Annotated in this window: 24 protein-coding genes; 6 read left to right on the forward strand and 18 right to left on the reverse strand. The window is 34.6% G+C overall.

The window, feature by feature from the left end; translation table 11 throughout:
• Window positions 1–177 precede the first annotated feature (177 nt).
• The gene (locus ACFVRR_RS07305; protein ID WP_387326432.1) at window positions 178–549 is read left to right on the forward strand and encodes a collagen-like protein; all 372 of its coding nucleotides are present in this window, start codon (window positions 178–180) and stop codon (window positions 547–549) included.
• A 302-nt stretch (window positions 550–851) separates the two neighbouring features.
• Here ACFVRR_RS07305 and ACFVRR_RS07310 read toward each other — a convergent pair whose 3' ends face one another.
• Complete coding sequence (locus ACFVRR_RS07310) at window positions 852–1,388, reverse strand: GNAT family N-acetyltransferase (protein WP_387326435.1); 537 nt, start codon at window positions 1,386–1,388, stop codon at window positions 852–854.
• Window positions 1,389–1,498: 110 nt separating this feature from the next.
• Window positions 1,499–2,389, reverse strand: a complete 891-nt coding sequence (locus ACFVRR_RS07315) for a DMT family transporter (protein WP_387326438.1) — start codon at window positions 2,387–2,389, stop codon at window positions 1,499–1,501.
• Window positions 2,390–2,543: 154 nt separating this feature from the next.
• Between ACFVRR_RS07315 and ACFVRR_RS07320 the strand changes: the two genes are divergently transcribed.
• The 4 genes from ACFVRR_RS07320 (at window position 2,544) to ACFVRR_RS07335 (ending at window position 5,386) form a co-directional block, all read left to right on the forward strand.
• Window positions 2,544–3,518: a ring-cleaving dioxygenase gene (locus ACFVRR_RS07320; RefSeq protein ID WP_387326439.1), complete on the forward strand. Its 975-nt coding sequence runs from the start codon at window positions 2,544–2,546 to the stop codon at window positions 3,516–3,518.
• Between the two features lie 129 nt (window positions 3,519–3,647).
• Entirely contained in the window at window positions 3,648–3,866 is a 219-nt protein-coding gene (locus ACFVRR_RS07325) for an IS3 family transposase (RefSeq protein ID WP_387326442.1), read from the forward strand.
• Between the two features lie 348 nt (window positions 3,867–4,214).
• Entirely contained in the window at window positions 4,215–5,102 is an 888-nt protein-coding gene (locus tag ACFVRR_RS07330; protein ID WP_387326444.1) for a hypothetical protein, read from the forward strand.
• 20 nt (window positions 5,103–5,122) lie between these two features.
• Complete coding sequence (locus ACFVRR_RS07335) at window positions 5,123–5,386, forward strand: hypothetical protein (RefSeq protein WP_387326447.1); 264 nt, start codon at window positions 5,123–5,125, stop codon at window positions 5,384–5,386.
• 69 nt (window positions 5,387–5,455) lie between these two features.
• Here the strand turns inward: ACFVRR_RS07335 and ACFVRR_RS07340 are convergent, their stop codons facing one another.
• From ACFVRR_RS07340 to ACFVRR_RS07395, 11 genes are all read right to left on the reverse strand, one after another.
• Window positions 5,456–5,593, reverse strand: coding sequence for a hypothetical protein (locus tag ACFVRR_RS07340; protein WP_387326449.1), 138 nt, complete (start codon window positions 5,591–5,593; stop codon window positions 5,456–5,458).
• 309 nt (window positions 5,594–5,902) lie between these two features.
• Window positions 5,903–6,196, reverse strand: coding sequence for an antibiotic biosynthesis monooxygenase family protein (locus tag ACFVRR_RS07345; RefSeq protein WP_387326452.1), 294 nt, complete (start codon window positions 6,194–6,196; stop codon window positions 5,903–5,905).
• 553 nt (window positions 6,197–6,749) lie between these two features.
• Window positions 6,750–10,847 carry a S8 family serine peptidase gene (locus ACFVRR_RS07350; protein ID WP_387326455.1) on the reverse strand — a complete coding sequence of 1,366 codons (4,098 nt, stop codon included), beginning with the start codon at window positions 10,845–10,847 and terminating at the stop codon, window positions 6,750–6,752.
• A 495-nt stretch (window positions 10,848–11,342) separates the two neighbouring features.
• Window positions 11,343–11,801 carry a tRNA (N6-threonylcarbamoyladenosine(37)-N6)-methyltransferase TrmO gene (tsaA, locus tag ACFVRR_RS07355; protein ID WP_387326457.1) on the reverse strand — a complete coding sequence of 153 codons (459 nt, stop codon included), beginning with the start codon at window positions 11,799–11,801 and terminating at the stop codon, window positions 11,343–11,345.
• Window positions 11,802–11,913: 112 nt separating this feature from the next.
• Entirely contained in the window at window positions 11,914–12,615 is a 702-nt protein-coding gene (locus ACFVRR_RS07360; protein WP_387326459.1) for a hypothetical protein, read from the reverse strand.
• Window positions 12,612–13,484, reverse strand: coding sequence for an ATP-binding cassette domain-containing protein (locus ACFVRR_RS07365; RefSeq protein WP_387326462.1), 873 nt, complete (start codon window positions 13,482–13,484; stop codon window positions 12,612–12,614). The genes ACFVRR_RS07360 and ACFVRR_RS07365 overlap by 4 nt, the downstream gene beginning before the upstream one ends.
• Before the next feature lie 12 nt (window positions 13,485–13,496).
• The gene (locus tag ACFVRR_RS07370; RefSeq protein WP_387326464.1) at window positions 13,497–13,868 is read right to left on the reverse strand and encodes a GntR family transcriptional regulator; all 372 of its coding nucleotides are present in this window, start codon (window positions 13,866–13,868) and stop codon (window positions 13,497–13,499) included.
• 168 nt (window positions 13,869–14,036) lie between these two features.
• Complete coding sequence (locus ACFVRR_RS07375) at window positions 14,037–14,486, reverse strand: S-Ena type endospore appendage (protein ID WP_387326467.1); 450 nt, start codon at window positions 14,484–14,486, stop codon at window positions 14,037–14,039.
• 145 nt (window positions 14,487–14,631) lie between these two features.
• Window positions 14,632–18,345: a beta strand repeat-containing protein gene (locus ACFVRR_RS24310; RefSeq protein WP_483867340.1), complete on the reverse strand. Its 3,714-nt coding sequence runs from the start codon at window positions 18,343–18,345 to the stop codon at window positions 14,632–14,634.
• 75 nt (window positions 18,346–18,420) lie between these two features.
• Window positions 18,421–18,756 carry a DUF3992 domain-containing protein gene (locus tag ACFVRR_RS07390; RefSeq protein ID WP_387326470.1) on the reverse strand — a complete coding sequence of 112 codons (336 nt, stop codon included), beginning with the start codon at window positions 18,754–18,756 and terminating at the stop codon, window positions 18,421–18,423.
• 25 nt (window positions 18,757–18,781) lie between these two features.
• The gene (locus tag ACFVRR_RS07395; RefSeq protein WP_387326473.1) at window positions 18,782–19,159 is read right to left on the reverse strand and encodes a DUF3992 domain-containing protein; all 378 of its coding nucleotides are present in this window, start codon (window positions 19,157–19,159) and stop codon (window positions 18,782–18,784) included.
• Between the two features lie 330 nt (window positions 19,160–19,489).
• Between ACFVRR_RS07395 and ACFVRR_RS07400 the strand changes: the two genes are divergently transcribed.
• Entirely contained in the window at window positions 19,490–21,085 is a 1,596-nt protein-coding gene (locus tag ACFVRR_RS07400) for a peptide chain release factor 3 (protein WP_387326476.1), read from the forward strand.
• Between the two features lie 122 nt (window positions 21,086–21,207).
• On the opposite strand, the gene ACFVRR_RS07405 is transcribed toward ACFVRR_RS07400, so the two are convergent.
• The 5 genes from ACFVRR_RS07405 to ACFVRR_RS07425 all read right to left on the reverse strand — a co-directional run bounded on the left by ACFVRR_RS07405 (window position 21,208) and on the right by ACFVRR_RS07425 (window position 26,788).
• Window positions 21,208–21,720 (reverse strand): hypothetical protein, encoded by a 513-nt coding sequence (locus ACFVRR_RS07405; RefSeq protein WP_387326478.1) that lies wholly within the window; start codon window positions 21,718–21,720, stop codon window positions 21,208–21,210.
• 3 nt (window positions 21,721–21,723) lie between these two features.
• Window positions 21,724–21,894, reverse strand: a complete 171-nt coding sequence (locus tag ACFVRR_RS07410; RefSeq protein ID WP_387326481.1) for a hypothetical protein — start codon at window positions 21,892–21,894, stop codon at window positions 21,724–21,726.
• A 150-nt stretch (window positions 21,895–22,044) separates the two neighbouring features.
• Window positions 22,045–25,128 (reverse strand): MMPL family transporter, encoded by a 3,084-nt coding sequence (locus tag ACFVRR_RS07415; RefSeq protein WP_387326483.1) that lies wholly within the window; start codon window positions 25,126–25,128, stop codon window positions 22,045–22,047.
• Between the two features lie 21 nt (window positions 25,129–25,149).
• Entirely contained in the window at window positions 25,150–25,662 is a 513-nt protein-coding gene (locus ACFVRR_RS07420) for a MarR family winged helix-turn-helix transcriptional regulator (protein WP_387326486.1), read from the reverse strand.
• 214 nt (window positions 25,663–25,876) lie between these two features.
• Entirely contained in the window at window positions 25,877–26,788 is a 912-nt protein-coding gene (locus ACFVRR_RS07425; protein WP_387326488.1) for a DMT family transporter, read from the reverse strand.
• Window positions 26,789–26,801: the final 13 nt, after the last annotated feature.

Genomic DNA, 26,801 nt, shown 5'->3' on the forward strand with positions numbered 1-26,801 from the left:
GATTAGTCTTCTCTTTGATGTTTTCTAAAGAAATAATCTTGTTTAGGTAGTTATAAAAATGATTTTCTTCAATATTGCAAACCTCCCTAGTTAAAATGGATATTTAACTATCTGCCCAAACAAAAAACGTTAATTTTCATACTTTAATAAGGATTAAACTAAAAAGGAGCTGATAAAATGAACTTTTTCCCTCAATATCGGACATTTCCAGGACAACCGGGCGGGTTCCCAGGGCAACCAGGTGGATTCCCAGGATTTCCGGGACAACCGGGTGGCGGAGGTCAAGGTCAATCTCAAGGCCAACCGACTGCACCACCACCTTCATTCACTCCAACAATGTCTCATGCAACAGCATTTGCAATAGATCCAGGTGCAATCGCTGGTTGTCGATTTAGAAATACTTATGTTTGGTTGAATAATGGAGAACAATTTTGGTACTTTCCAACCTTCGTGGGCAGACATTCAGTTGCTGGCTGGAGATGGATTGGCTGGAGATGGGTTTTCTTTGGAATTGATACAAATCGAATTAGATCGTTTACGTGTTTCTAAAAAACTATAGCTACATTAAAAAGCCTTGTGATTAACCATCACAAGGCTTTTTTAACGAAAGACATTTCCAATTTAATGTTTAATCCACCTGTTTATATTGAATTCGATTAAACCCAATTAAGAAAATAGTAACAATGAAAAATTAAGAAATAAATCTTTAATCATCTTTACAACTTTATAAAATCATAATCTTTCTAATTATATAAATGCTCTTATTGAATCGTAGTTCGTCTGCTAGTAAATTTAAAGCTTTATTCATATGAGTGTCTATAATAGAGCCTTCAAACTTTTTATATTCAATACTATTTAATAAATAAGCCCATCAATAAAGTATTACAGTACTTTCCATTTATATAAGTATCTTCTTTGATTACCCCTTCAATTTCAAATCCTAAATTTTTATACAATTGAATGGCTTTAAGATTATCTTCATTCGTAACTAATTGAATTTTTCGAGTTAGATCAGTTTGTTTAGCCCAATCAATTAATGATTGCATTAATAACTTCCCTAAACTTAATCCCCAATATTCTTTTTTAACTACAATACCTAGTGTGCCTACATGCTTAGTACGTTCCTTTTGACTGGAATTGATCGACCCGATACTTATTAATTGATCATTGATCGTAACTAATAAAATAATTGAATTTTTTTCATTGAAGGTATCTTCTAAAAATGTCTCATATTCTACTTCATTTCTTTTAAACTCATTTCCTCCAAATGATAAAAAGTTCGTTTCTCCACCTACGATGTTATAAAAATCTATAATTGATTTAGCATCAGTTCCTGTTGCTTGACGAACTTTTACTATTTCACCATTTTTTAATTTTAATTCAAACATTCTATTTTACTCCTTTTTAAATTAAAAATAGCTGCATAGTAAATTAGCAGCCACTTTAACTTTTAATAATTATTAAACTAATATTCTAAATAAAGTTTATCATATACCATTTAAAAATCCATTCTATTCTCAACAATATTTCTTTTCTCACTAGTAAGAACAACTAAAAGCGCTCCACTCAGTACAATAGTCCCACCTATAATTTGAAGTAAACTCATATTTTCATGGAATAGAATGGTTGAAAATGAGATTGTCACTACTGGTTCAACCATACTTAATACTGCCCCTTTTGTCGGACCTATTCGTTTTACACCAGCAAAAAATGTACCCATTGATATAACACTTGATATAATTGAAATACCTAAAATTGAGATCCATCCAATAAATTTAAAATGAATGTGTATCGTGCTTGTCGATACGCCAACTAGTAAAAATGAAATTGATGCAAATAAAGAAATATATGCACTTGTTACTAATGGAGGAACATGTATCGAAACCCTCCCACCAACAATTATGTATATTGAGTAAACGATTGCCGCTGCTAATGCTAATAGAATTCCAAATGGATTTACATTTTCCGCAGGAGCTCCCAACACTAGTACGATTCCAATCAACGATAATACAATTGATAACATTATATTTTTTGTTAATTGCTCTTTATTTACTAAAAATGATAGAATTGCTACAAAAATGGGATATAAATAGAGAATTAATGCAGCTAATGAAGCAGGAATATATTTTACTGAACTGAAATAAAAACTTGATTGAAGCATATACAATACTCCACCTAGTAAAACAAACATTACTAATTGTTTTTTCGTAATTTTAACTAATTTTTTAGACACCACTAAGTAACTAAAGAACATAATTGACGCAAATGTAAACCTTAAAAATAATAATGTATTTACACTTACATTTTGATCATAAGCATAAAGCGCAAAAATAGGCATTAATCCAAAGGCTATTGCAGATATTAAAATTAATATATAACCGAAATACAAAGTATTTTCCCCTTCCTATACTATTTGTCTGAATATTATAATTATTAGATAACAGTTTAACATAAAACTCTACTTCAATCTCTAGCCATTTACAATGTGTACATAAAAATTATGCAAGTCATAGGTTAAATAAAAAATTAAAGGAGTGATGAAAGTGGAATTATTGGGAATTCATCATGTTTCACTACTTACAACAAAGGCTGAAAAAAATTACGAGTTTTACACTAAGGTTTTAGGGATGAGACTTGTTAAGAAAACTGTAAATCAAGATAACACTTCTAGTTATCACTTATTTTACGGTGATGCAAAAGCAAATCCCGGGACAGAAATAACATTTTTCGATATCCCTCATCTAGGAACTACCTATCCAGGTCACTCGATTGTATCTTCAACTTCATTAAGAGTGGCCACAACTGAGTCACTACATTATTGGAAGAATCGCTTTAAAGAACTTAATATTTCACATGATGAAATACTTAAAAGAGCAAATCGAGATACACTCGCATTTCAAGATTATGAAGGTACAAGATTAATTTTAGTAGCAGATAATGGTGAAAAAGGTGTTTCACCGGGTACTCCTTGGAATAAATCAGATATCCCAATCGAGCATGGAATTCTTGGCTTAGGTCCAGTGACACTTACCGTAAAAGATTCGACTCCTACAAGTAAAACTTTAACGGATGTTTTAGGCTTTAGACATGTTGGTACATACCCTTCTACAGAAGGGAATTTTGCAAGTATAGAAGTTTACGAAACCGGAGCAGGTGGTGCTGGAGCAGAAGTTCACTTGGAAGTAAGACCAGACTTACCGAGAGCTAGACCAGGACGAGGTAGTGTACATCATGTAGCTTTTAGAGTACCAAACGAAGAAGAATATAATAAATGGGCCGACAAATTAAATTCACTTGGGATTACGAATTCAGGAAAAGTAGAACGCTACTATTTTAAAGCGCTCTATTTTAGAGAACCAAATCATATTTTATTCGAATTATCAACTGATACCCCTGGATTTGATGTAGACGAAAATATTGATACTTTGGGAGAACGGTTAGCACTGCCTCCATTTTTAGAGCCTAAACGTTCTGAAATCGAAGCAAGTTTACGTCCATTAGACTTTAATCAAAATTAATTTTAGACATCGGCTTAATTATTTAATAAGAGTACTTAAATTAAGGGGTTTCAACACAATGTAATAATCCCCTTATAGTAGACAGTTAAAAGAAAGAGGCTGAACTGTCTACTATAAGGGGAATTTTTTATGGGCAAAATTAGAAAGACATATAATAATCTGGATAATGCATGCATTGTAAGTTTCTTCAGTCATTTTAAAACCGTGTGTTTTTACCGCTTTCAGTTTAATGATCTGAACCAGGTTGAACATGCGATAATGCAAAATATTTGGTACTACAACAATAAAAGATTTCAAAAGAAATTTAATAACCTTACCCCTATTGAATACAGGGCTAAGGCTGCTTAAAATACCTTTTTTATTAGTGTCTACTTGACAGGAATAAGTCTATTACAGGAAAGGTCCTTTTTACTTGGAGTTTTAATGAATCATATTCAAAAAGCACTGCAACAACACATTAATAATATCATGTATTATACAAAATAGACTGTCCTTATTTGAAATATCGTATTTCAAATAAGGACTCACACTTAATTCTACTAATATAGTAAAATTTTCATTGGATTATTGATCCAATAAATATTACAAGATGGAGGTATTACATGAAAAAATTATTTAAACAAACTACTGTTACTGCAAAAGTAAACACGCAATCTAGTTTCCCTACACCTCCCATTATTCAAGGTAGAGCAGTAAATGATAAGGTATCCCCAAATGCCAGCACCAACAGTTGAGGCATTTTCTAATGATGATGGCACTGATACAGGTTACATAGACGTTTCTTGGGAACCTGTTGAAGGTGTTACAAAGTATCAAGTAATTTTATTTAACGGTTCCATCCATAGCTACTGGGATGTCCCATCAGAAGAAACCTCTTGGACAACTAAAGACAAGGGTATGTTCCCTATAATTGAACAAATAGAAAATGGTCAAGTTAATTTTAGAAGAGATGGGAAAGCAACTGATTTTTCCATTGATCCAACAACACTTTATAAAAAAGCAAATGAGGTTAATAGTAGTAGTCTAAATTATTCTGAGAGTCTTGATTATTATGTTCGTGTAACAGCTGTTTTTGATGATGGTGCCAGTCCGATTTCATATTCAGCTATTACCCAGATTCCATTAGAGTCATTACCGCAGTTTTCAAAAGATGAGATAGAGCTTATTGAATCAGAGTTAATAGAAAACAATATCTCTGAAGATATTATTTTTAATAATATTTATCAAGAATTGTTAACTTTACCAGAATTTCAAAATTACTCAAATGTCCCTTCAACAGACGGGGTAAAATCAAAAGCTGCAAAAATAGCAGCACAACAAATGTTAAAGACTTTAAAAAGAATAGGGCAAGTTTCTTGGGATAGGAGTATCTCTACTGCTATCAACAAACTACCTATTACGTCAAACGCAAAAACTTTAATTAAGAAATATTTAAAATATCAAGCTGTAATGTCAACATTGAATATAGTAATAGATTTTAGTGGTACAATCGAAGATGGATTAACTTCTGCGTTCAAGAAGATGGGTTTATCAGCAGCATTAAGTGGTATAGCTGCTAGAGATGTTGTATTTGTTCTTATATAAATTTTAAGGTTGGATGTATAATGAGTACTTTAATTCCTTGGTATCTTCGTGATAAATTTATATGGGCTGTTTGTATAATATTACCGCCCCTTGCTTATATAATTTTACTACTTAATAAAAAAAAGTTAAATCATAAAAAGTATGTAGAAAACTTAACAATAGCGACAATAATTGTTGGTATTTGGGTTTTAAAATTTTTACCTGGTAAACTTTATCCAGCGTTTATCTTTACAGTATTAATCGGATATTATTTAAGAAAATATTTTTATAAGAAAAAGAAATAAAGAATCTATGTACGTAAATAAATAATAAGCTACTAGTTTAGTAGCTTATTATTTTTAACTTAATACATCTTACTCCAATTCTTCTCTTCGACCACCTTTTTTATTTTCTACATCTCTATAAATACTCTCACCAATTCCTGTACCATTAATAAACATAAAAATCATACATAATAATTGGAAACCACTTAATTTTAATTTACGATTCATTATAGTACCTTCATTTAATACTTACTTCCTCTATTCTCTTTTTTAAAACATGTTTATTTTTACCATTTAGAATCTAAATTAGGATTTATATTACAAAAATATCCAGTACGATAATGAATACAGAAACCTTAATATACATAAAAAATAATACTATATACCAATACCCAAAAAATTGTGTATCGTATATACCATTAGCAGTATAGATAGAAATGAACAAACTAATGCATTGTTTTTGCCATCTATGAATCAGAATTCACCAAAGTGAATGGAAGTTTAAAACGTACTTCCTTAATAATTCAATAATGGTTACTAAAGTTTAACCCTTTCAAAATGCTCAACAGTCGGAAAAGGGTCATAAAAATGATGTAATTGTTTTTTCCATTCTTGATACTCGTTGGATTGTCTAAATCCAACTATATGATCTTCTAATGTTTTCCATTGAACTAACAGTAAATATTTCCCTTTTACTTCCATACAACATTGTAATTCGTGTGAAATGTACCCTTTCATAGAAGAAATTATTTTAGATGCCCTACTAAAAGCTTCCTCATAGTCTTCTTCCATTCCTTTCTTAACTTGTAGCATAACTGCTTCCAATATCATATAAAATCCCCCTTTTCATGAGTAATTCATTAATACTTTTTAAATTCCATCTATTAAACAACTTTGAAAACAAAATAAATGAACACCAAAATCAAAGGAATGAAGGATGCATTCATTTTGAAATTTTCACATTAAATCTACCCAAAATTCTTGTAACTAACTTATCAAATAACTGATAGAAAATTATGATCAAAAACCAGAATACCATAAACCAAAAAGAAGAAAAGTTGTGATAAATTAATTCAATTCCAACAATAATCGATGGTACAAAACTCATCTCTACAGTAATTCGGCTAGGTCATACCTTCTAGGATTTTTTTAAAATCCAATCGGCATACTTCCTTAATATTGACATTTCCCCAACACCTCAGATGTTACGATTAGCACCCATTTCCTACATACTAAATTTAAACCATTTTTCTTGCTAATTGAATAATTCGCTAGTTACTTTTCAATCTCCTTTACCACTCTCCTGCCATTTAGTTCAACAAGAATATCAACAATTTAACACATCCAAAATCAAAAAACCTATCCAATCGGATAGGTTCAAAATCTAATTAATTCCTAAAGACTTCTTAATCGAATCAATTGTTTTTCCATTATACTCTTTAACACCAGTAGGAGTATCTAATACATAATCATTCTCTTTTAAATAATTAATTTCTAGTAACTTGAAATCCAATGAGTCAACTTTTCCATCAAAATTAATATCGGCATTACGATTATTCGTACCCCAATTTTGTTCGAGAAGTAATACATCGTAAATATCAATTACATTGTCTTTATTAAGATCCCCAGCATTTTCTCTTACAGTAGGATAAGAAATACTTTCACCAATAAAAATATCACGATCTTTTCGACCGATTTCCATAGGTGTGTATGTTGTAAAATGACCTGGAACATCTATGATGACTGTATATAATTGTTCCGTAATTGGAAGTTTACTGAATACGATGTTTCCATTCTTTTGAATTTCACCAGTATAGTATTGACCTTTTGAATCTTTTGCTTTTGCTTGTGCACCTATTGTTGTGTAGTCGATCGCAAAATTAAAACTGCCATTTGCACTTAATAAACCTGCAGCGTTGATTTTTGCTGTTGCAGTTGAACCAGCCGGATAACTTGGAATTAAACCAACTTGAGTATACGGACTAACTGTTTTTCCATTAAGATCTTTATAGCTCGATGAATTTATAAAGAAAAAAATCGTACTAGGATTAACAAACTCAGTTTCATTTGTTTGTACTTGCATATCAAATAATGGAAGATCACCACTTAAACCATCACCTGGTGCTTTAATATTAATTGTATTTGATTTACTCCCAGTTCCTGTTGAGGTTACCGTAAACTGTGTATCATCGGATAAAGCAGCATTTTTATTAAATTCAACTGATTTAAAAAATCTTGATGTGTAATCAAATTTAAGTGTATAATCTTTTGCATTTTGCAAACCGTGAGCATAGAAAGTATAAGTTACTTTGTCACCCATCATAAAACTCTCTTTATTTGGTTTAGCATAAATAAATTGTGATCCAGGTTTCATATAGTAAATAACTTTTGCGTTGGTTGAATTACCTGCTCGATCAGCTCCAACAAATTGAAGCATGTAAACTGGGTTTGGAGAATCCACAGATATTTCTTTCGTGAATCTTCCATTCGCATCTGCAGCGATACTATAAGCTGGTGAATTAGGTCCGTACCAAACATTATTAGTCGCCTGTGTTACATTCATCCCATTAGTTCCCATTTCCTTTGCTTCATTATCAATAACACTACCAGATAATGTAACTGTCTTTTGACCTGGTGCTAATTCAACAAATGGCAGATTACCTTTTGGTAGTGCATTTGTATCGTCTAATGTGAAAGTTGGACGGTCATTATCAATATATACTTGGTCTGTTTTTGAGTACTGTTTGCCGTCTAAATTTGTACCAATAACTTTCATTTTATATAATCCAGGTGTTGCTAGAACCGATGTGTAGCCAACTGGTTTCTTAGCATTACCTGTAAATGGAAAATATCGCCCAGTAAAGGCTTTTTGAATATAGAGATCCTTATCGACACCTGCACTTGAAACATTAATAGTACCGATTATCCCTAAATCTTTATTAGTTTTAGGATCTACTAAAATAAAATCTAATGTTTTCATTGGTGAATTTAATTTAAAATCTAAATCAGACGCCTTAACGCTATATGGTGCATTATCACGAGTTGTAGAGATGCTAGGTGAATGAGCTCTAAAATATTCAAAGCCTTCTTCTACTAAACGGAAACCAAATGGAATTTGATAATTATCATCTGGATCCTTTTCATTTACAACATGAATATAGCCCTCATATGTTCCTTTACTAGCAGTTGTTGGGATCGTAAGTGTTGCAGGAATCATCTCCTGGCTATTCTTTTTCATTTTAAGGTCTTTTGGGACTGTAACACTTACCCCGTTTGCCTTAGCATCCAAAGATCCGCGTGTACCGATATTATATTCTACCGAAATATTATATTTTTGCATTTTATCAGTATGATTTGTGATTAATATATTTGTAGTTTTCGATATAGCATTTTTATCTACAGGAATAAAACCATAGCTTAGTCCACCAGTTTGTTCATCAATATTTATTTTTTCATTTTTTTTAATAAATGGCGTTGTATCTTGAACTCCTAGTTCAATACGTGAATAAATCGCTTCATAAGGATCTACTCTTCCTGCCCCAACTTCAAACACACTGTATTTACTTCTTAACGGATCCGCTGTATTCATCAATACGGTTTTAATGTCAGCAGGAGTATAATCAGGATGTGCTTGTAATAGTAATGCAGCTATACCAGTAACATGTGGAGTTGCCATCGACGTACCAGACATTCGCATATATGCAGAAGAATAATCAGTTGAATCATTTTTGTTATTGATGTATGCAGGAACAGTCGATAAAACATCTACACCAGGTGCTGTTACTTCAGGTTTAATATCATATAGCGTTCCCGATGGACCTCTAGAGCTAAAGCTAGCTAGATCATCACCAGGAATTTCAGACTCACCAATTTTCCCTAGTGTTACTGAAGGAGTTCCCTTGCTAAATAAATCATTCACCGCCAAGCCGTCTTTATTCGTCATCGAAAATACTGGGATATTATTATTGCTTTCACCCAAATAATAAGGGATCTGTCCCTCAAAAGCTTTATTGTTGTATATAATTACCCCTATAGCTCCTTTTTGCTTTGCATAGTTCATTTTATCAACAAGCGCATACGTACCACGAGCAACAAATGCAATCTTACCTTGAACATTTTTTCCTGTGTAATCTGTTAGGCCGCCTTCTCCAACATTTACAATATCAAATGTTTTTCCAGACAAATTAGTAAAATCATCTGTCCATTTTTTCGTCATTAATTGTAGAGTACTATCCGTCCCTTCACCGTTTACTAAAAATTCACTTCCGAATGTAGTAACTTTAGTAGGAACAGAACTCGCTCCAACTGTTAATGCAAGTGCCGCTGCACCTGGAGAGCCTAAAGTGTACATACTATCTCCAGCATTTCCTGCTGCAACGACAGCTGTTACTCCATTTAAAACGGCATTATCAATCGCTAAGCTAGTCGCTTCTAACGGATCGTTTATTGAGGCTCCTAGCGAAAGGTTAATTACATTCATTCCATCGGCAACCGAACGGTCAATACCTGCAATTACTGCAGAATTAGAACCTGACCCATAAGGACCCAATACACGGTATACATATAAGTCAGAATCAGGTGCTACTCCAGTTACTTTATAATCAGAATTATTTTTCCCCCGACCAGCAATCGTTCCAGAAACATGCGTCCCGTGTTCAGTATAATATGCGCTTCCATTAACAAATTCAGCTTTTTTAGAAGCTTTCCATTGATCGTATGTTGCTTCCATTGGGTCATTATCATTATCGACGAAATCATAACCACCTTTGTATGCATCTTTTAAATCAGGATGGTTATAATCAATACCCGTATCGATTACCCCAATCTTAATATTTTTACCTGTATAACCTTCCTCATGCAATTTATCAAGCTTTAAAAATGGTAAACTATCAACCTTTGTTTGGTCCTTCTCTACTGGTTCGACAGGTGGCTTAATTTGTATGATTGAATCACTATAAACAGCTTTAACTGTATCCAACTCAAGTAAATCCTTAATTTGATTTGCTGGAAGTGTCAATGAAACGCCGTTAAATGCATTCTGATATGTATATTTAATTTGAATTTCTTCAGTACTTGCTTTCTCTTTATTTCCTATTTTTTCATGCAATTCTTGTTTAAAGTGATCATGAGACTTTGTTACATTTTCTTTCGCCTTTTCTAATGAAATTGACTCCCCTTCTGCAGCTTTTTCTAACTGTGCTACTTTAGCTGGAAGTTCTTTAAATTCAACAATTACAGATACTTCTTTATCACTCGATAAATCAATGTCATCAGATAATTGCAAGCCAGTTTTTGATTCAGCAATTTCTAATTGATTAAGAGCCTCTCTTTGTTCCGGTGTAAGAGATTGAAGAATACTTTCTACGTTATTTGAGTTCGCATATGCTGACTTTTTAATTATCATAGTCGATCCAAAAATTGTACTGCTAGCTAAAACAAGTACAGATGTCGTTTGAAAAAATTTACTACTTAACCCCTTCATTAAATAACCTCCAACTTTTTCTAAAATGAAAGATTGCAAAATAAGATAAAATAAAAGTGTTTTTTCAGAAAAATCACTCAATTCAAATTATAGCGGTAGTCTTTCTTGAAAAGTATTGGGGGAATTCTCATTAAACCGGGATTTTACAAACTAAAATAAATGTCGGTTTTAGTAAAATCAAGTAAAAAGAAAAGTTATAATATTTATCTAAGTGTAGATTTATGTAATTTTATGAAAAAATCTCATTAAATAATTTGGGGGAATTTCACTATCTTTGCCTAATATAATTGTTCTAACTAAATTTCAAATTAAAAATTTTTAATTATTTGTAGAATTTAAACTAGATCAGGCAATGCCGAAGTAAGTGTCACCTCAACAATTGCTTTAATAAGAAAATAACCAAAATTCGGTTTAGCTGTTCATAATATAAAAGCAAAAAAAGAGTTTCCCAAATAATACATTTGAGACAACTCTTTCATCATTTTTAAACCTTTATCACCAATATTTTTCCATTAATGCTTTTGACCATTCTGCTTGTTTGATCTCACTTTTAGGAAGAAATTCTTTCATAATTGGTTTGATATCAATGATTGGCGTTCCATCAATTGCATCTAATCCTTTAACTGTAAGAATGCGGCCACTATGTTTTAAAAGTTCTACTGATGTTAGACCTAATTTATTTGGCCTGTTTTTACCCCTTTGAGCAAAAATTCCAACCTTTGGATAATGAATATTATTTCTAGGATGTCTAGCATTGTATTGAATCATTTCATCAGTCACTTTATCGAAATAAAAAATTATCTCTAGATGTGAAAAATCACTTATTCCACTTAATGCTTCTTCATTAAACTCCTCTGCTAACTCGATTTCAGAGATAATTGAACCCCAGTGATCGTCTTCAATTTCTTTTCTTGAGTTTTTAACAAAAGCAATCGGATTAATTGTAAATGTCATCAATTCAGCTCCTAACTTATTGTATTTTGTCTTCATTATAATGAATTTTTTGTTAACTATTTATAAAAGAAAAAGTATGCATTCTATCCACATACTTTTTCTTGAATCATTTTTAATTTCTACCTTTCATTTTTAATGGTGCATTGATCATCATTGGAATTGTTAATAATTGAAGTACAATTCCTACCAATCCAATTAATGTAAACAAATTGATCGGCTTAATATTAAAAATCAAAGAATAAAAGTCTGAACTGATTCCATTTATAGATAAAAAGGTCATTAAGATACTAACTAAAACTAGCGTAAGTAGAAAATAGAGTATCCCCAATCTTCTTACTAATATAGCAATAAAAGAAGAAAGTCCTAGTATAATAAAACCAACCATCAGGTCGACCCAATAATACGTAAAAAAATGATATTCTGATGAAACTAATTCTGCAGGATGGTAAAAGTGAAAACTATTTATTCCTATGTCTAATAATATTTTCATAATGTAATAAATTATATTTAAGTAAGTAATACTTGTAATTACCATTAAGACGGACATTACATTATATGATTTTAAAAACTGTCTTCTTGTACTACCTAATCCAATTGCAACTTGGTAAGGAATGACCAATCCTGCAACCGCAAATGTACTAATCCCCCCATAGATTGGTCCAAACAAAGCTGCACCACTTTGTAAAGGGATTTTAAAAATTATACTAACGATTACATAAACAACTGATAATAACAAGGTAATTAAAGAAAATATTTTAAAATACCATTTCAATTCATCAAAAACTAGTTGATAAGTTCCTCTTATCGAGTTCATCTTTTCACCTCTTTATTTTTTGTTTTATTTATTAAATAGTCTTGTAGAGTTGCTTTTTCAATATTAAGATGGTAATCTTCAGCGATTTTTTTCCATTCATTTGTAAATAATTCGTCAATCATTACTTTTTTAGTCGAACTGATTTTTGAGGATTCAAGTATAGAACTATTTTTCGTTACATGTTCTATTGACTCTATATTGCCAGAAAGAATAATACCTTTCTCCCGCATAACTTCCATTTGTTCATGAAATAATACTTTTCCATCATTTACTACAACGATCGTTTCACATAATGGTTGAATTTCTTCGATATGATGTGTTGAAAGTAAAATGAGTCTCGGATTTTCTTCATAGCTTTCCATTAATGCATCATAAAACTGTTTTCTTTTAACTGCATCTAATCCATTAGTTGGCTCATCGAGAACTGTTATTTTTGCGTTGCTAGCTAATCCTAAAATAATTTGCACTGCCGTTTTCATTCCTTTTGAAAACTTAGTGATTTTTTTATTCTTAGGTAATTCAAAAACTTGAACTAAATGTTCAGCAAATTCTTGATCCCAATCAGGATGAAAGTACCTTCCGTATTTTAACAAATCATCTATTCTCCAATTATGACCAAATGGATGATTTTCTTGGATATAGCAAATATTCTCAAGTACATTTAAATTATTATAAGGTTCTTCTCCTAAGACTTTTATGGAACCTTCGTTTGGTTTATAATGGCCAGCAACTAAACTCATCAAAGTTGTTTTTCCTGTACCATTTCTTCCCCATAATGCAATAATACTCGGCTCTGTTTCAATTAAATTAAAATCAGTTAAAACTGGTGTACGATTATAGCCATATGTCAAATTTTTAATTTCGATCAATTTATACCCCTCCTAATTAGAGTCGTTTTTTCTCTTTATTAATTCAATTACCATTTCTTCATTTAAATGAATTCTCTCAGCTTCTTTAAGTAAAGGTGCAACATAATCTTCATAAAACTGCTGTTTCCGCTCTAAAAGTAACTTTTCTTTTGCTCCTGTAGAAACAAACATACCTACACCTCTTTGTTTAAAAATTATTTCCTTATCAACTAATGCTTGAAGACCTTTCCTTGCAGTTGCAGGATTAATATTAAAAAAGCGAGATAATTCATTCGTAGAAGGCACTTGTTCACCCTCTTTTATTCTTCCATCTATAATTTCGTCCATAATCATCACCGCAATTTGTTGAAATATTGGTTGTGATTCATCTAATGTCGGTTTCATTAGCACCTTCCTTTCCGGTTAGTTATTTAGTTAGTTACTCATGTAACTAACCATACTACTCTTTAAATCATATGTAAAGTGATTTATTTAAGTACGCCTATTTTTGGGGATTTAAAAAAAGCTTAATGCGATTATGCAATAAGCTCATGTTTATCTAATATATGTTTATTATTTTTCAATAATTTTGCCAGCTATACAATATTTACCTTCTAAATAGATTGGAGAATGACCTGATTGTAGTATGGTCACGGATTTTATATATTGACTAGTATAGCTACTCGTATTACCTGGTAACACGGTAATTATATGACAAATATTGCTATTTACTTCGATTGTAATCGGTCCAGTACTGCCTTCGCTATTATAGACTGAAATCGTTGCTAAAGCCGTTAAATTTCCACCCAAACTCCACAGTTCAATTGGTTTTACTAGATTATCCTGAATCAAAATATTACCACATAGATCAATTGGAATACATAGATCACATTTTGTTGGAGTTGGTATTGGTGTTGGTGGGGTAGGTGGTGTTGGCGGAGGTACAGGTGGTAAAGGAGTTGGGGAGGAAACTGGTAATGTAATACTAGGTAAGTTTGGTATATCTGATCTTTTTTGTTTCAATTTTTATCCCTCACTTATTATAGTAAAAAAACTATGTATTTAAAAAACTAGAAAGCCATATTTTTAGTATATAAATCTTAAAAAGGAAAGTGACCACTATTAAACTGTCTCATATAAATTGTAGTCACTTTTTAAATTATTATAATTAGCCTACTCTAACAATGGAAATTGTCGCAGAGGTCGTACCAGCTGCTAACGATACTGTAGCTGCTAAAGTAGCAGACACCATTACTTGTACTGTGTCACCTGCATTTATATTAATAATCACTTGATTGCTGACTAAACTTAAACCAACTGCAGCAGAAATATTTGTACCTGCAACTCCAGCCCCATTTCGAAATAACTGAAAAGTCGTTAATAAGGATAATGTAGGATACACTTGATAAGTTATTAAATATCTACCACTTGTATTAATTGTAAAAATGGTAGCTGTTGGGTTGTTCACTGTTATATCTGCTGATAAATTTTGAGCGTTCGGAAACGGTATCGGTAATGGAACTAAAGGTGTAATCGCAATTGTTGCTCCTGAGGTATTTGCTGCCGATCCAGAAGTATTAAAACTTGCTCCGGTTGAGCCAGTTGAACCTGTTGCTCCTGTCGGACCGGTCGCTCCAGTTGGGCCTCTATCTCCGACACCTGTTACTCCAGTTACTCCGGTTGCTCCTGTCGGTCCAGTTGACCCAGTTGAGCCTGTTGTTCCCGTTACTCCAGTTACTCCCGTCGTTCCTGTTGAACCCTTATCACCTGTTCTACCTGTTGCTCCAGTTACTCCGGTTGGGCCAGTTGCTCCTGTTACACCTGTTGAGCCGGTAGTACCAGTTAAACCTGTCACTCCGGTTGGACCCGTTACTCCGGTCGTTCCCGTCACACCTGTTGAGCCCGTTACTCCGGTTGGACCGGTTACTCCATTCGCTCCTGTTACACCTGTTGAGCCGGTAGTTCCAGTTAAACCTGTCACTCCGGTTGGGCCCGTTACTCCAGTTGGACCGGTTACACCAGTCGCTCCTGTTACACCTGTTGAGCCGGTAGTTCCAGTTAAACCTGTCACTCCGGTTGGACCCGTTACTCCGGTAGTTCCCGTCACACCTGTTGAGCCCGTTACTCCAGTCGCTCCTGTTACACCTGTTGAGCCGGTAGTTCCAGTTAAACCTGTCACTCCGGTTGGACCCGTTACTCCTGTCGTTCCCGTCACACCTGTTGAGCCCGTTACTCCTGTTGGTCCTGTTACCCCGGTTGATCCAGTTGAGCCCGTTACTCCAGTTGGACCCGTTACTCCGGTTGAGCCCGTTACTCCTGTCGTTCCCGTCACACCTGTTGAGCCCGTTACTCCTGTCGTTCCCGTCACACCTGTTGAGCCCGTTACTCCGGTTGGGCCGGTTGATCCGGTTGAGCCTGTTATTCCTGTTCGACCAGTTTCTCCAGTTGGACCGGTTGCTCCGGTTGGACCTGTTACCCCGGTTGGTCCTGTTAAACCTGTTGCTCCGGTTGAACCTGTTATTCCTGTTGGGCCGATTGGGCCGGTTACCCCGGTTGAGCCCGTTACTCCAGTTGGACCCGTTACTCCGGTTGAGCCCGTTACTCCGGTTGAGCCAGTTGATCCGGTTGGGCCCGTTACTCCGGTTGAGCCGGTTGATCCTGTTGCCCCGGTTGGGCCTGTTGCTCCGGTTGAGCCTGTTATTCCTGTTGAGCCGATTACTCCGGTTGGGCCGGTTGATCCGGTTGGACCAGTTTCTCCAGTTGGGCCCGTTACTCCGGTTGATCCGGTTGGGCCCGTTACTCCGGTTGATCCGGTTGATCCGGTTGATCCTGTTGCCCCGGTTGGGCCTGTTGCTCCGGTTGAGCCTGTTATTCCTGTTGAGCCGATTACTCCGGTTGGGCCTGTTGCTCCGGTTGGACCAGTTTCTCCAGTTGGGCCGGTTGATCCGGTTGATCCTGTTATTCCTGTTCGACCAGTTTCTCCAGTTGGACCTGTTGCTCCGGTTGGACCTGTTACCCCGGTTGGACCTGTTAAACCTGTTGCTCCGGTTGGGCCGGTTGCCCCTGTTGAACCTGTTATTCCTGTTATTCCTGTTATTCCGGTTGGGCCCGTTGCTCCGGTTTCCCCTGTTGAACCTGTTGCTCCGGTTGGACCAGTTTCTCCGGTTGATCCTGTTATTCCTGTTGAGCCTGTTACTCCGGTTGGGCCCGTTGATCCGGTTGGACCAGTTTCTCCGGTTGCTCCTGTTATTCCTGTTGCTCCGGTTGGACCTGTTACCCCGGTTGAGCCTGTTGAACCTGTTGGACCTGTTGCCCCGGTTGAACCTGTTATTCCTGTTGGGCCTGTTGCTCCGGTTGGGCCCGTTACCCCTGCTGAACCTGTTATTCCGGTTGGACCGGTTGATCCGTTTGGACCAGTTTCTCCTGTTGCTCCTGTTATTCCTGTTGAGCCTGTTGAGCCTGTTGAGCCTGTTGCTCCGGTTGGACCTGTTACCCCGGTTGAGCCGGTTGATCCTGTTGCCCCGGTTGGGCCTGTTGCTCCGGTTGATCCTGTTATTCCTGTTGAGCCTGTTACTCCGGTTGGGCCCGTTACCCCTGCTGATCCTGTTATTCCTGTTCGACCAGTTTCTCCTGTTGGACCTGTTGCTCCGGTTGGGCCTGTTGCTCCGGTTGGGCCTGTTACCCCGGTTGCTCCAGTTGAACCTGTTGGACCTGTTGAGCCTGTTACCCCGGTTGCTCCAGTTGAACCTGTTGGACCTTTTGCCCCGGTTGGACCTGTTATTCCAGTTGGGCCTGTTGCTCCGGTTGGGCCCGTTACCCCTGCTGAACCTGTTATTCCGGTTGGACCGGTTAATCCGTTTGGACCAGTTTCTCCTGTTGCTCCTGTTATTCCTGTTGAGCCTGTTGCTCCGGTTGGACCTGTTACCCCGGTTGAGCCGGTTGATCCTGTTGCCCCGGTTGGGCCTGTTGCTCCGGTTGAGCCTGTTATTCCTGTTGAGCCTGTTACTCCGGTTGGGCCCGTTACCCCTGCTGATCCTGTTATTCCTGTTCGACCAGTTTCTCCTGTTGGACCTGTTGCTCCGGTTGGGCCTGTTGGACCTGTTGAACCTGTTATGCCGGTTGATCCGGTTGGGCCTGTTTCTCCTGCTGAACCTGTTATGCCGGTTGGACCTGTTGCTCCGGTTGATCCTGTTATTCCTGTTCGACCAGTTTCTCCAGTTGGACCTGTTGCTCCGGTTGATCCTGTTATTCCAGTTGCTCCCGTTATTCCAGTTGCTCCCGTTCCTCCCGTTGATCCGGTTGATCCCGTTCCTCCTGTTATTCCAGTTGCTCCCGTTTCTCCTGTCGGTCCCGTTATTCCTGTTACTCCTGTTACTCCCGTTATTCCTGTTACTCCTGTTACTCCCGTTATTCCAGTTGCTCCCGTTTCTCCTGTCGGTCCCGTTATTCCAGTTGCTCCGGTTGATCCCGTTATTCCTGTTGCTCCGGTTGATCCCGTTATTCCTGTTACTCCTGTTACTCCCGTTATTCCTGTTACTCCCGTTATTCCTGTTACTCCGGTTGGGCCAGTTAATCCAACTGAGCCTGTTGATCCGGTTGGGCCTGTTATTCCGGTTGCTCCGGTTATTCCTGTCGTGCCTGTTGGTCCTACTTCTCCGGTTGATCCGGTTAATCCCGTTGATCCAGTTACTCCTGTTGGACCAGTTGGACCAGTAATTCCCGTCGCTCCAGTAGGACCTGTTTCTCCTGTTGGACCAACTTTTTTAATCCCATTACAAGAAAAACTATTACAACAACTACATTTATTCGAAATGGTATCTATTCCTCTTACGAAAGGAATTGAATTACCATTCTCATCTTTATTATTCATAAAGGAATACATTATCCTTCCTCATTTCATTACATAGAGCTGTTCAAAAAAATAATCAGAACAATACTATTTAGATAAAATGAATTATTACATTGAATATCTGACTGTAATACAAAACTCACCTTCTACTGTCCCTGTTAAACCTGTAGTATCAATTTGGATTTCATCAAATAACTTTTCTGAGAAAGCGACACTACTTTGCGGAGGGACAGTTAGAGTATCGATTGCAGTACCTCCTCTTAAAAAGTTAACGACGATATTATCTGTTCCAGTATCATTTTTAACATAGCCTGTAGCGGAAATAATTGGCGCGATATTATTTGTAAAGATTGTGATAATACCCGGTGTATTCACTTGCCATGTGATACAAACTTTATCTTGAAATATATTTTTAGTTGAGCAACAACTTAAACCATTACACATTCGCTTTTCCCCTCATTTTCTTCAATTAAACAGAATAACGTGTTGTAATACAAAACTCACCTTGAAATAATATACCTACTCCGTTCGGAATAACGGCTTGTATTACATCAAATCTTCTAATTGTAAATGCCAAACTAGAACCTAATGTTACAACCTTAGAATTAATCGTGCCTCCTGCTGAATTTAAAAATACAATCTGTATTGGTGTTGCAACAGAACCTACCTCATACTTCACAAAACCAGTTCCTATAATATTTTGGTTAAAATTATTTTGAAAAAGTGGAATTGTAATGGTTGTTGTATCTCCTACTGCTTGCCATGGTATACATACCTGATCTTGAACAAAAATCTTTTCAGGACAGCAAGATAATGTTGATGTTGAACAATTAAATGATGATGCCATTTATGTTTACTTCCTTTCTTTCAATAAAATGAATCATTATCATATAGTAATCAAAGTGTCCTAAACATGCTTGTACATTTGTCATAAAAAAAAGAATCTATCACATAGAACTCGTGATAGATTTAACATATAGAAGATTGATTAAAAAATGAATGTTATATGAAAAATTACAAAATAAACGATAAAAAAGAAAATTCTTATTTCATAACTTGGAAATACTTTGTATATAACTTAGTTACTAAATGTTTCATCAAACGCTGAATTCTAGTATAATAGATAAGATGTAAAAATTTGATTATGATCTTTGATTTAGAAAGGACTTTATAATAGATGGCAAATAAAGAATTAATTAATCAAGTTGCTAAACGCCGTATTTTTGGGATCATCTCTCACCCGGATGCTGGTAAAACAACTTTAACTGAAAAATTACTACTTCATGGTGGAGCAATTCGTGAAGCTGGTACTGTAAAAGCTCAAAAAAATTCAAAATATGCAAAATCTGACTGGATGGAAATCGAGAAGCAACGTGGTATTTCTGTAACTTCTTCTGTTATGCAGTTTGAATACGATGAAAAAATGGTATCAATTATGGATACTCCTGGTCATAATGATTTTGGTGAAGATACATATCGTGTACTAACTTCTGTTGACTCTGCAGTCATGGTAATTGATGCTGCAAAAGGTATTGAGGCACAAACTAAGAAACTTTTCCAAGTTTGTCGTTTACGCGGTATTCCTATTTTTACCTTTATGAATAAATTAGACCGCCAAGCTAAAGATCCATTAGAATTAATGGAAGAATTAGAAGAAGTATTGGGTATGCCTTCTGTTGCAGTTACTTGGCCAATCGGTAGTGGAATGCAATTTGAAGGTGTTTATGATCGATTAGAAAATGAAGTTCATCTTTTCCGTAAAGATGAAGTGATTAAACTTGGTCAAGATGGCGTTCATGGTTCTGAATTAGAAGCACATCTAGAACCATCCAATTTAGTAAATTTACGTGATGAAGTTGATCTTTTAGAAGGTGCAGGAAATGAATTCAATTTAGACTTAGTTCGAGCTGGGGAACTTACTCCTGTTTTCTTCGGAACTGCATTAGTCGATTTTGGGGTAACACCATTCTTAAATCATTTCTTGGATATGTCACCTGCACCAGGACCTCGTAAAACAATTAATGGTGAAGTTAATCCAACTGATGAAGTATTTAGTGGTTTTATATTTAAAATTCAAGCTAATATGAATCCTGCTCACCGTGACCGTATTGCATTTCTACGAATTTGTTCTGGCGTATTTGAACGTGGAATGAACGTTATGCTTTCTCGTACAGGAAAACAAATTAAATTAAGTCAATCAACTCAATTGATGGCTAACGACCGTGAAACAATCGACCGTGCATATGCTGGTGACGTAATTGGTATTTACGATTCAGGTACTTATCAAATCGGAGATACAATAACATCTAGCAAACAAAAATTATTCTTTGAGCCATTACCAACTTTCCCACCTGAGTTATTCTTACGAGTTAGCCCAGTTAACTCACTAAAATCTAAGCACTTCCATAAAGGTGTTGAGCAACTAGCTCAAGAAGGTGCAATTCAAGTTTATAAAAATGAATTTAATGAAGTCATTTTAGGTGCTGTAGGTCAACTTCAATTTGAAGTATTTGAATACCGCTTAAAAAATGAATATGGATCTGATATCCGTAAAGACCATGTTGATTATAATATTGCTCGTTGGGTCAAAACAGACGATGTAAAAGGACTTAAGAAATATCAAGATATGCGTAACATGCTAGTATATGACCGTTTCGAACGTCCGTTATTCTTATTTGCAAATGAATTTACTTTCAACCGTTTTAAAGAACGTCATGAGGAATTAGAATTAGTAGAAGCTCTTGATGTTAATAATGAAATACAAGTTGATTAATATAAAAGTGGATGCTTCTAGCATCCACTTTTTTTAATGGTAATTTACTTTTTGGAGAAGTTGCTATTTTCATACAGAATTCTCGATTTGATCGGTTTAATCGTTTCATCTTAATAATTCAATTAAAAATAATATTCAAGTAAGTAAAGTTTTTTCTCACTTGGATTTAAGATAAAAATTGCATATTGATCTTGTTTTTCTTTATCGCGTTTTACGTAGTAATAACAATTATCGTTAATAACAACAGGATTTTTCAATAGGTTTTGTCTACTTTTCATTGAATGTACTGGATATTTCAAAATTGAATTATTATATTCAGTTACTCGTTGATTGAGATTTTTAATATTATTGTTTGATACTTTAATCCAATACTTTTTCTTTTTTAGTTTTTTGATTGTTTTTTTATTGTATGTATATTGGGTATATACTGGTCCATCAACACTCAAAGGAGCTGTTTCATCTAAGATTATTTTTGAAAACGTAGGTTGTTCAATATCAACATGCCAGTTTAGTCGTACAATCCCCCGTTCACTAAAAAAATGTTGATAAATTTCATACCAACCTGACAAGCCAATTAGGATAGAAAAAATGATTAAAAAAGGTAAGGAAAATTTTCTACTAATTTGTTTCCACATTAATTACACAACCTTACAACCTAAACCATCTTTAAAACATGATTTATAAATGGCTTCATAGGTAGATTCAAGTGGGCTTGAAGAATCAGTATTTAGTTTACCTTTTAAAGAGTAAAGTAGTTTTTCTTGTTCTTTTATAAATAATTTCGTAATGTCTCTTAAGATGGCATACATGTAAAAGCTCCTTCGAACATATTCTATTTATCTATTATACATTTTTTTCCAAAAGTGAAACAATGAATACAAAAAACAGCCTAAAAAAAAAGCCAAACCTACTATTATTTGGATAGCAAGTCGGCATTTTTAACTAAATCTATTATTCTTTTAGATTACATGTTTTTCTGTATCAACATTAGCTTCCTTGTTTCTTGAAAATAAATTAGCCAATGCTTCTGGTAATGCGATCATTGCTGGTAAGAAGATCGGTAATAATATAAAGCAAAGGACGACTAGACCAGTTATTACCGCTATTGCTAATTCAAACAATAAAAGGATTCCAGAAGGCATAAGTGTAGCAAATGTGCCTCCAAGTATAATTACCGCTGAAATAATTACTCCACCAGTATGCTTAGATGCTAATACGATTGCCTCTTTCGGTGCCAAATGAGTATATTCCTTAAATCTCATCATTAGGAAGATACTATAATCCACGCCTAAAGCTACGATAATTATGAAAGAGAAGAACGGAACAAAAGAAGATACTCCTTCGTATCCTAGAAAATCTATAAATATATAGTTGATCATAAACATAGCTGAATAGTATGCTCCTAAAAGTGATGCAGTGATAAATACTGGTGTCCAGAATGATTTAATCACTAGGAATAATACAAGTAATACCCCAATAATAACAATGGTTGTTGTTTTATTTAGGTCACTACTCAAAATATTGTTCATATCATTTGTTGTAGCACTTGGACCAGAAACACCTGACTTTGCATTTGAAAGTTCTGTGCCTTTAAGTCCATTTTTAACAGCTGAATTTATTTTATTGATCGTTTTTAAAGATTCTTTTGAATATGGATCATTCTCCATAACAATTGTTAGTTTTGTAATCTTTCTATCTTTTGACATAAACATGTCTATTGATTTTTTAAAGTTCTCGTCAGCCAATGCTTCTTTAGGAATAAAGAACGTTTTATTAGAATTATACTGTGTTAAGAAATCATTTGTCTTTCCTAATCCGTCAGATATTTTCTCTAACCCACCGTTTACATCTGATAGTTTTTCCCCGAAAGTACTAAATCCATTGATGCCGGTTACTAGCTGTTGCTGACCTGATTTCATTTGACCAAGTCCATCTGATACTTTATTCATATTTGTGACAATTTTTCCGATTCCAGAAGATGCATCGCTTAAGCCACTTTCAAGCTTTTTCAAGCCATCAGCCATTTGAGTTAAGCCATTACCCATACTAGAAAGATTACTATTTGCAGTAGCAAAACCTGAAGTTACAGCATTATAATTATCATTTAATGCTTTGATTCCTTCTGGAGTAATTTGATTTAATGAAGCAACTGTTTGATCAATTGTTTGCTTTAATGTTTGGTAATTTACATCATTTTTTGAATTTGCATAACTACTTCCTAGTGCTGTCACCATAGATTGCATTTGAGAAATTGTGCCTTTTAGACCAAGCAATGCTTGTGCTGATTGTTGGTAATGAGTTCCTAATTCTTTATAACCCGATTGCATATTCTCATAATTTTTTGCTAATAATGATACACCACTACTCATTTTTCTTAGATTCGTTTCAATCTTTGCTATACCACTAGAGATCGTTTGAGAATTACTAGAACCATTACCAATTCCTGCTTGAATTTGTTTTAACCCACCACTTAATGCTGTTACACCATTTTGTAGTTGCGTTGTTCCATCTACCATTTGGTTAACCTTTGAAAAATCTGCTGATCCTAGTTTATCTTGAGCCAAACTTAATCCGTCATGTATCTCGTTAACCCCATCTTTTGTTTTTGAAATACCATCAGTCACTGTACCCATTTGGCTATCAACATAAAAACTATCAATTTGTTTACTTTCAGGTTGTGTTACTGAAGATACTTGCTTAACACCCTTTATCTTCTTTAGTCTTTCAGTAACATTATCAATTACTGCAAGTGATTGATTATTATCAAGCGCCTTGTTATTTTCAATAACGACTGTTGCAGGCATTGCCTGACCTTTACCAAAATGATCCGAAACGATATTAAATCCTTTTGATGAAGGATATTTATTACCCAGTTCTCCAATTGTATCAAAGTTTAGCCTTTCTTGATGGAAATATACCATCGGAGTTAAAATCAATAGTATTACGACAATTGTGATAATCGGTTTCTTTATGGCAAAAGCAGAAGAATTACCAAAAAATTTATTTTCCTTGTGTCCACCAACATTTTTAGATGGCCAGAAAAGTTTTTTTCCTAATACCTTCATAATAAATGGTGTTAACGTTAAAATTTCTAGTAATAATATACATACACCTATTACAACTACTACACCTGATTTATAAATTGGAGACTCTGCGAATACAAGTGCTAGGAACGCAATGAACACAGTTAAAATACTATAGGCAATTGTTTTACCAGCCGTTTTATATGTGTTTACAATTGATTCATCAACTGAATGTCCAAGTGAAAGTTCCTCTTTGAAACGATTAAAAAGGAGTATGTTGTAATCAGTACCAATCCCAAAAAGAATAAGAATTAGTAGCATTTGAGTAAGACTTGTAATCGGAAATCCAGCTTTATCGATTAATTGAGCAGCTATTCCCATTGAACATAGATAAGAAAATGCAACCGCAATCAATGATACAAATGGTGTAACGATCGACCTAAACGCAATAACAAGTACGACTAAAATAAAAATAACTGTCAAAGCAGCACTTTTTTCTACTCCTGCTTGCGAAGCTTTTAAGTAATCATTATTGATAAAATCTTCACCACTTAGATAATATTCAACTGGTACCTTACTTAATTTAATATCTATTTGTTTTTTTATATCATCTATTTCTCTTCCGTTCTTATCTAGCTTATAGCTCACTATTAGTGTGGTGCCATCTTTTGAGACTAATGAACTTTTTGCATTTGGAATACTAAAAGGATCAATAATTTCGGAAATTCTTAGTTCTTTACTACTATCACGTATTCCTTTAACAGCATCACTAATTTTGTTCATTTCGTCATTCGAAATTTTATTCTTATCATAAAAAACAATCAGATTATTCGTTCCTTTTGCAGTATCCATTTTTTTGAGGATATGATCTGCCATAACAGAAGGTGAATCGCTATTCGCTCCTTCCTGTCCCTTATTCCGTAGAATAGCATTTATGTCAGGCTGAAGAACTGTTAACAATACTGTAGCAATTAACCAAATTGAAAAAATGACCCAACGACCCTTTATGATTTTGTTCACTCGGTCCCCTCCTTCATTATTTTATTTCTCTTTTTTTCCTTTTTCCTCATCAAGAAAGTACAATACGTCAAAGAATTCATAATTATCCATTCCATCTGTCTCCATCTTTTTCTTAACAGCTGTAACTAATAATTTCATTCCTTCCTCTACAATCTCTTGTTCATCATGGTCTAGAAGACTTAATGCACTATTTAATGACTTATTTGCAATTTCAGTCATGCTACCGTGTATTTCATCTGCAATATTTTCAGGTAAAGAAATCTCCACGAAACGTTTATCTTTTGGATTTGGTGTTTTCAATAAAAGGCCTTTTGTAGTCAGACGCTCAACGATATCTGAAACAGTACTTTGCGTCATTTTTAGATTTTTAGAAAGTTGTTTAATGCTCATTGTTTTATGAGCATACACTTCGCCAATAACTCTTGCTTGTGGAATTGTAACGCCATGTTCCTCCGAATGCTTTTGAAGGCTTTTCATTAAAAAACGCTGTAAAAAATCGATTGATTCACGAATAAATTCTGGTCGTTCTACCATTTAATCCCTCCAACAAGATACTTCTAAGTAAAATACATCTTATACGATGTATCGTACAAGATTTATATTATTTGTCTTAACTACATTTGTCAATTTAAATAAATATAAAAGTCTGTATTCTAAAAATTCAATTCATCTAATCTTAAGATTCGTATATTTAAGTAAATTAGCCAATAAAAAAAGCAGTTGAGTATATCAACTACTTTAAAATGTGTCATGCTTTTTTCGAGTTATATTGAAGTGTCGTTTTCTGCTTAGGTTCTTTAATCGATAAATACACTGCTACTACTATTAGAATACTTCCTATAAAGAAAGATGAACTAATTTCTTCATTTAATAAAAAATAGCCAAATATCGTACCAATTAATGGTTGTAAAAAGAAAAATAATGATCCTGTGGAAGTATCAATAAATTCAAATCCTTTGTTCCAAAGATAAAAGGCACCAGCTGTTGAGATTGTACCTAAAAATATGACACCCATCCAAATCCAACCATTAGATGGTAAGTGAGTTATGTGTTTACTTTGTTCAATAATCGTAAATGGTAATGTAAAAATTACGCCAAATACCGTCGCCCAAGTTGTTACGGTTAATGAAGAATATTTACTAGTCTGGACTTTACTTAAAACTGTATATAATGCCCAAGTAATTGCTGCACCTACTAGTATGAGATTTCCAAAATATGCGCCTAAATTTGATCCACCTTTTGGTAATCCTATTACAACGATCACGCCAATTGTTGCTAAAATTAACGATACAATCTTACGGCTATTTATTTTTTCTTTTAAAATAAAAAAAGCAAATAATGATATTAATGCAGGTGAAGCTGAAGTAATTAAAGAGCCCATTGCTGCGCCTGAAAGCTTTGTACCTACAAATTGAAAACCAATTGAGCCAGTATATCCGACTAAAGCAATAACTGCGAGAGGAACCAAATCTTTTTTATTAATTTTCCAGCTTTTTTGGAAAAGACTGATTACTCCTAATGTTAATAATGCTAAAAGAAATCTCATTTCTAGTAATAACCATGGGGAAATATGATCTAATACTACTTTACTGACGACATAAGTCATACCCCAAATACTTGCGGCCAATGATAAATACAATGCTCCTTTAAAGAAGTTCATTTCATTCCCAGCT

The sequence above is a fragment of the Gottfriedia sp. NPDC057948 genome, from assembly GCF_042887255.1.
Lineage (GTDB): Bacteria > Bacillota > Bacilli > Bacillales > Bacillaceae_G > Gottfriedia.

Excerpts from the sequence above, each read along its gene's own strand:
- ACFVRR_RS07370 (WP_387326464.1), bottom strand. The coding sequence starts at position 13,868 with ATGAAACCGACATTAGATGAATCACAACCAATATTTCAACAAATTGCG.
- ACFVRR_RS07390 (WP_387326470.1), bottom strand. The coding sequence starts at position 18,756 with ATGTGTAATGGTTTAAGTTGTTGCTCAACTAAAAATATATTTCAAGAT.
- ACFVRR_RS07395 (WP_387326473.1), bottom strand. The coding sequence starts at position 19,159 with ATGGCATCATCATTTAATTGTTCAACATCAACATTATCTTGCTGTCCT.
- ACFVRR_RS07400 (WP_387326476.1), top strand. The coding sequence starts at position 19,490 with ATGGCAAATAAAGAATTAATTAATCAAGTTGCTAAACGCCGTATTTTT.
- ACFVRR_RS07330 (WP_387326444.1), top strand. The coding sequence starts at position 4,215 with ATGATAAGGTATCCCCAAATGCCAGCACCAACAGTTGAGGCATTTTCT.
- ACFVRR_RS07335 (WP_387326447.1), top strand. The coding sequence starts at position 5,123 with ATGAGTACTTTAATTCCTTGGTATCTTCGTGATAAATTTATATGGGCT.
- ACFVRR_RS07360 (WP_387326459.1), bottom strand. The coding sequence starts at position 12,615 with ATGAACTCGATAAGAGGAACTTATCAACTAGTTTTTGATGAATTGAAA.
- ACFVRR_RS07420 (WP_387326486.1), bottom strand. The coding sequence starts at position 25,662 with ATGGTAGAACGACCAGAATTTATTCGTGAATCAATCGATTTTTTACAG.
- ACFVRR_RS07405 (WP_387326478.1), bottom strand. The coding sequence starts at position 21,720 with ATGTGGAAACAAATTAGTAGAAAATTTTCCTTACCTTTTTTAATCATT.
- ACFVRR_RS07350 (WP_387326455.1), bottom strand. The coding sequence starts at position 10,847 with ATGAAGGGGTTAAGTAGTAAATTTTTTCAAACGACATCTGTACTTGTT.
- ACFVRR_RS07410 (WP_387326481.1), bottom strand. The coding sequence starts at position 21,894 with ATGTATGCCATCTTAAGAGACATTACGAAATTATTTATAAAAGAACAA.
- ACFVRR_RS07425 (WP_387326488.1), bottom strand. The coding sequence starts at position 26,788 with ATGAACTTCTTTAAAGGAGCATTGTATTTATCATTGGCCGCAAGTATT.
- ACFVRR_RS24310 (WP_483867340.1), bottom strand. The coding sequence starts at position 18,345 with ATGTATTCCTTTATGAATAATAAAGATGAGAATGGTAATTCAATTCCT.
- ACFVRR_RS07310 (WP_387326435.1), bottom strand. The coding sequence starts at position 1,388 with ATGTTTGAATTAAAATTAAAAAATGGTGAAATAGTAAAAGTTCGTCAA.
- ACFVRR_RS07325 (WP_387326442.1), top strand. The coding sequence starts at position 3,648 with ATGGGCAAAATTAGAAAGACATATAATAATCTGGATAATGCATGCATT.
- ACFVRR_RS07340 (WP_387326449.1), bottom strand. The coding sequence starts at position 5,593 with ATGAATCGTAAATTAAAATTAAGTGGTTTCCAATTATTATGTATGATT.
- ACFVRR_RS07305 (WP_387326432.1), top strand. The coding sequence starts at position 178 with ATGAACTTTTTCCCTCAATATCGGACATTTCCAGGACAACCGGGCGGG.
- tsaA (WP_387326457.1), bottom strand. The coding sequence starts at position 11,801 with ATGACATTTACAATTAATCCGATTGCTTTTGTTAAAAACTCAAGAAAA.
- ACFVRR_RS07345 (WP_387326452.1), bottom strand. The coding sequence starts at position 6,196 with ATGATATTGGAAGCAGTTATGCTACAAGTTAAGAAAGGAATGGAAGAA.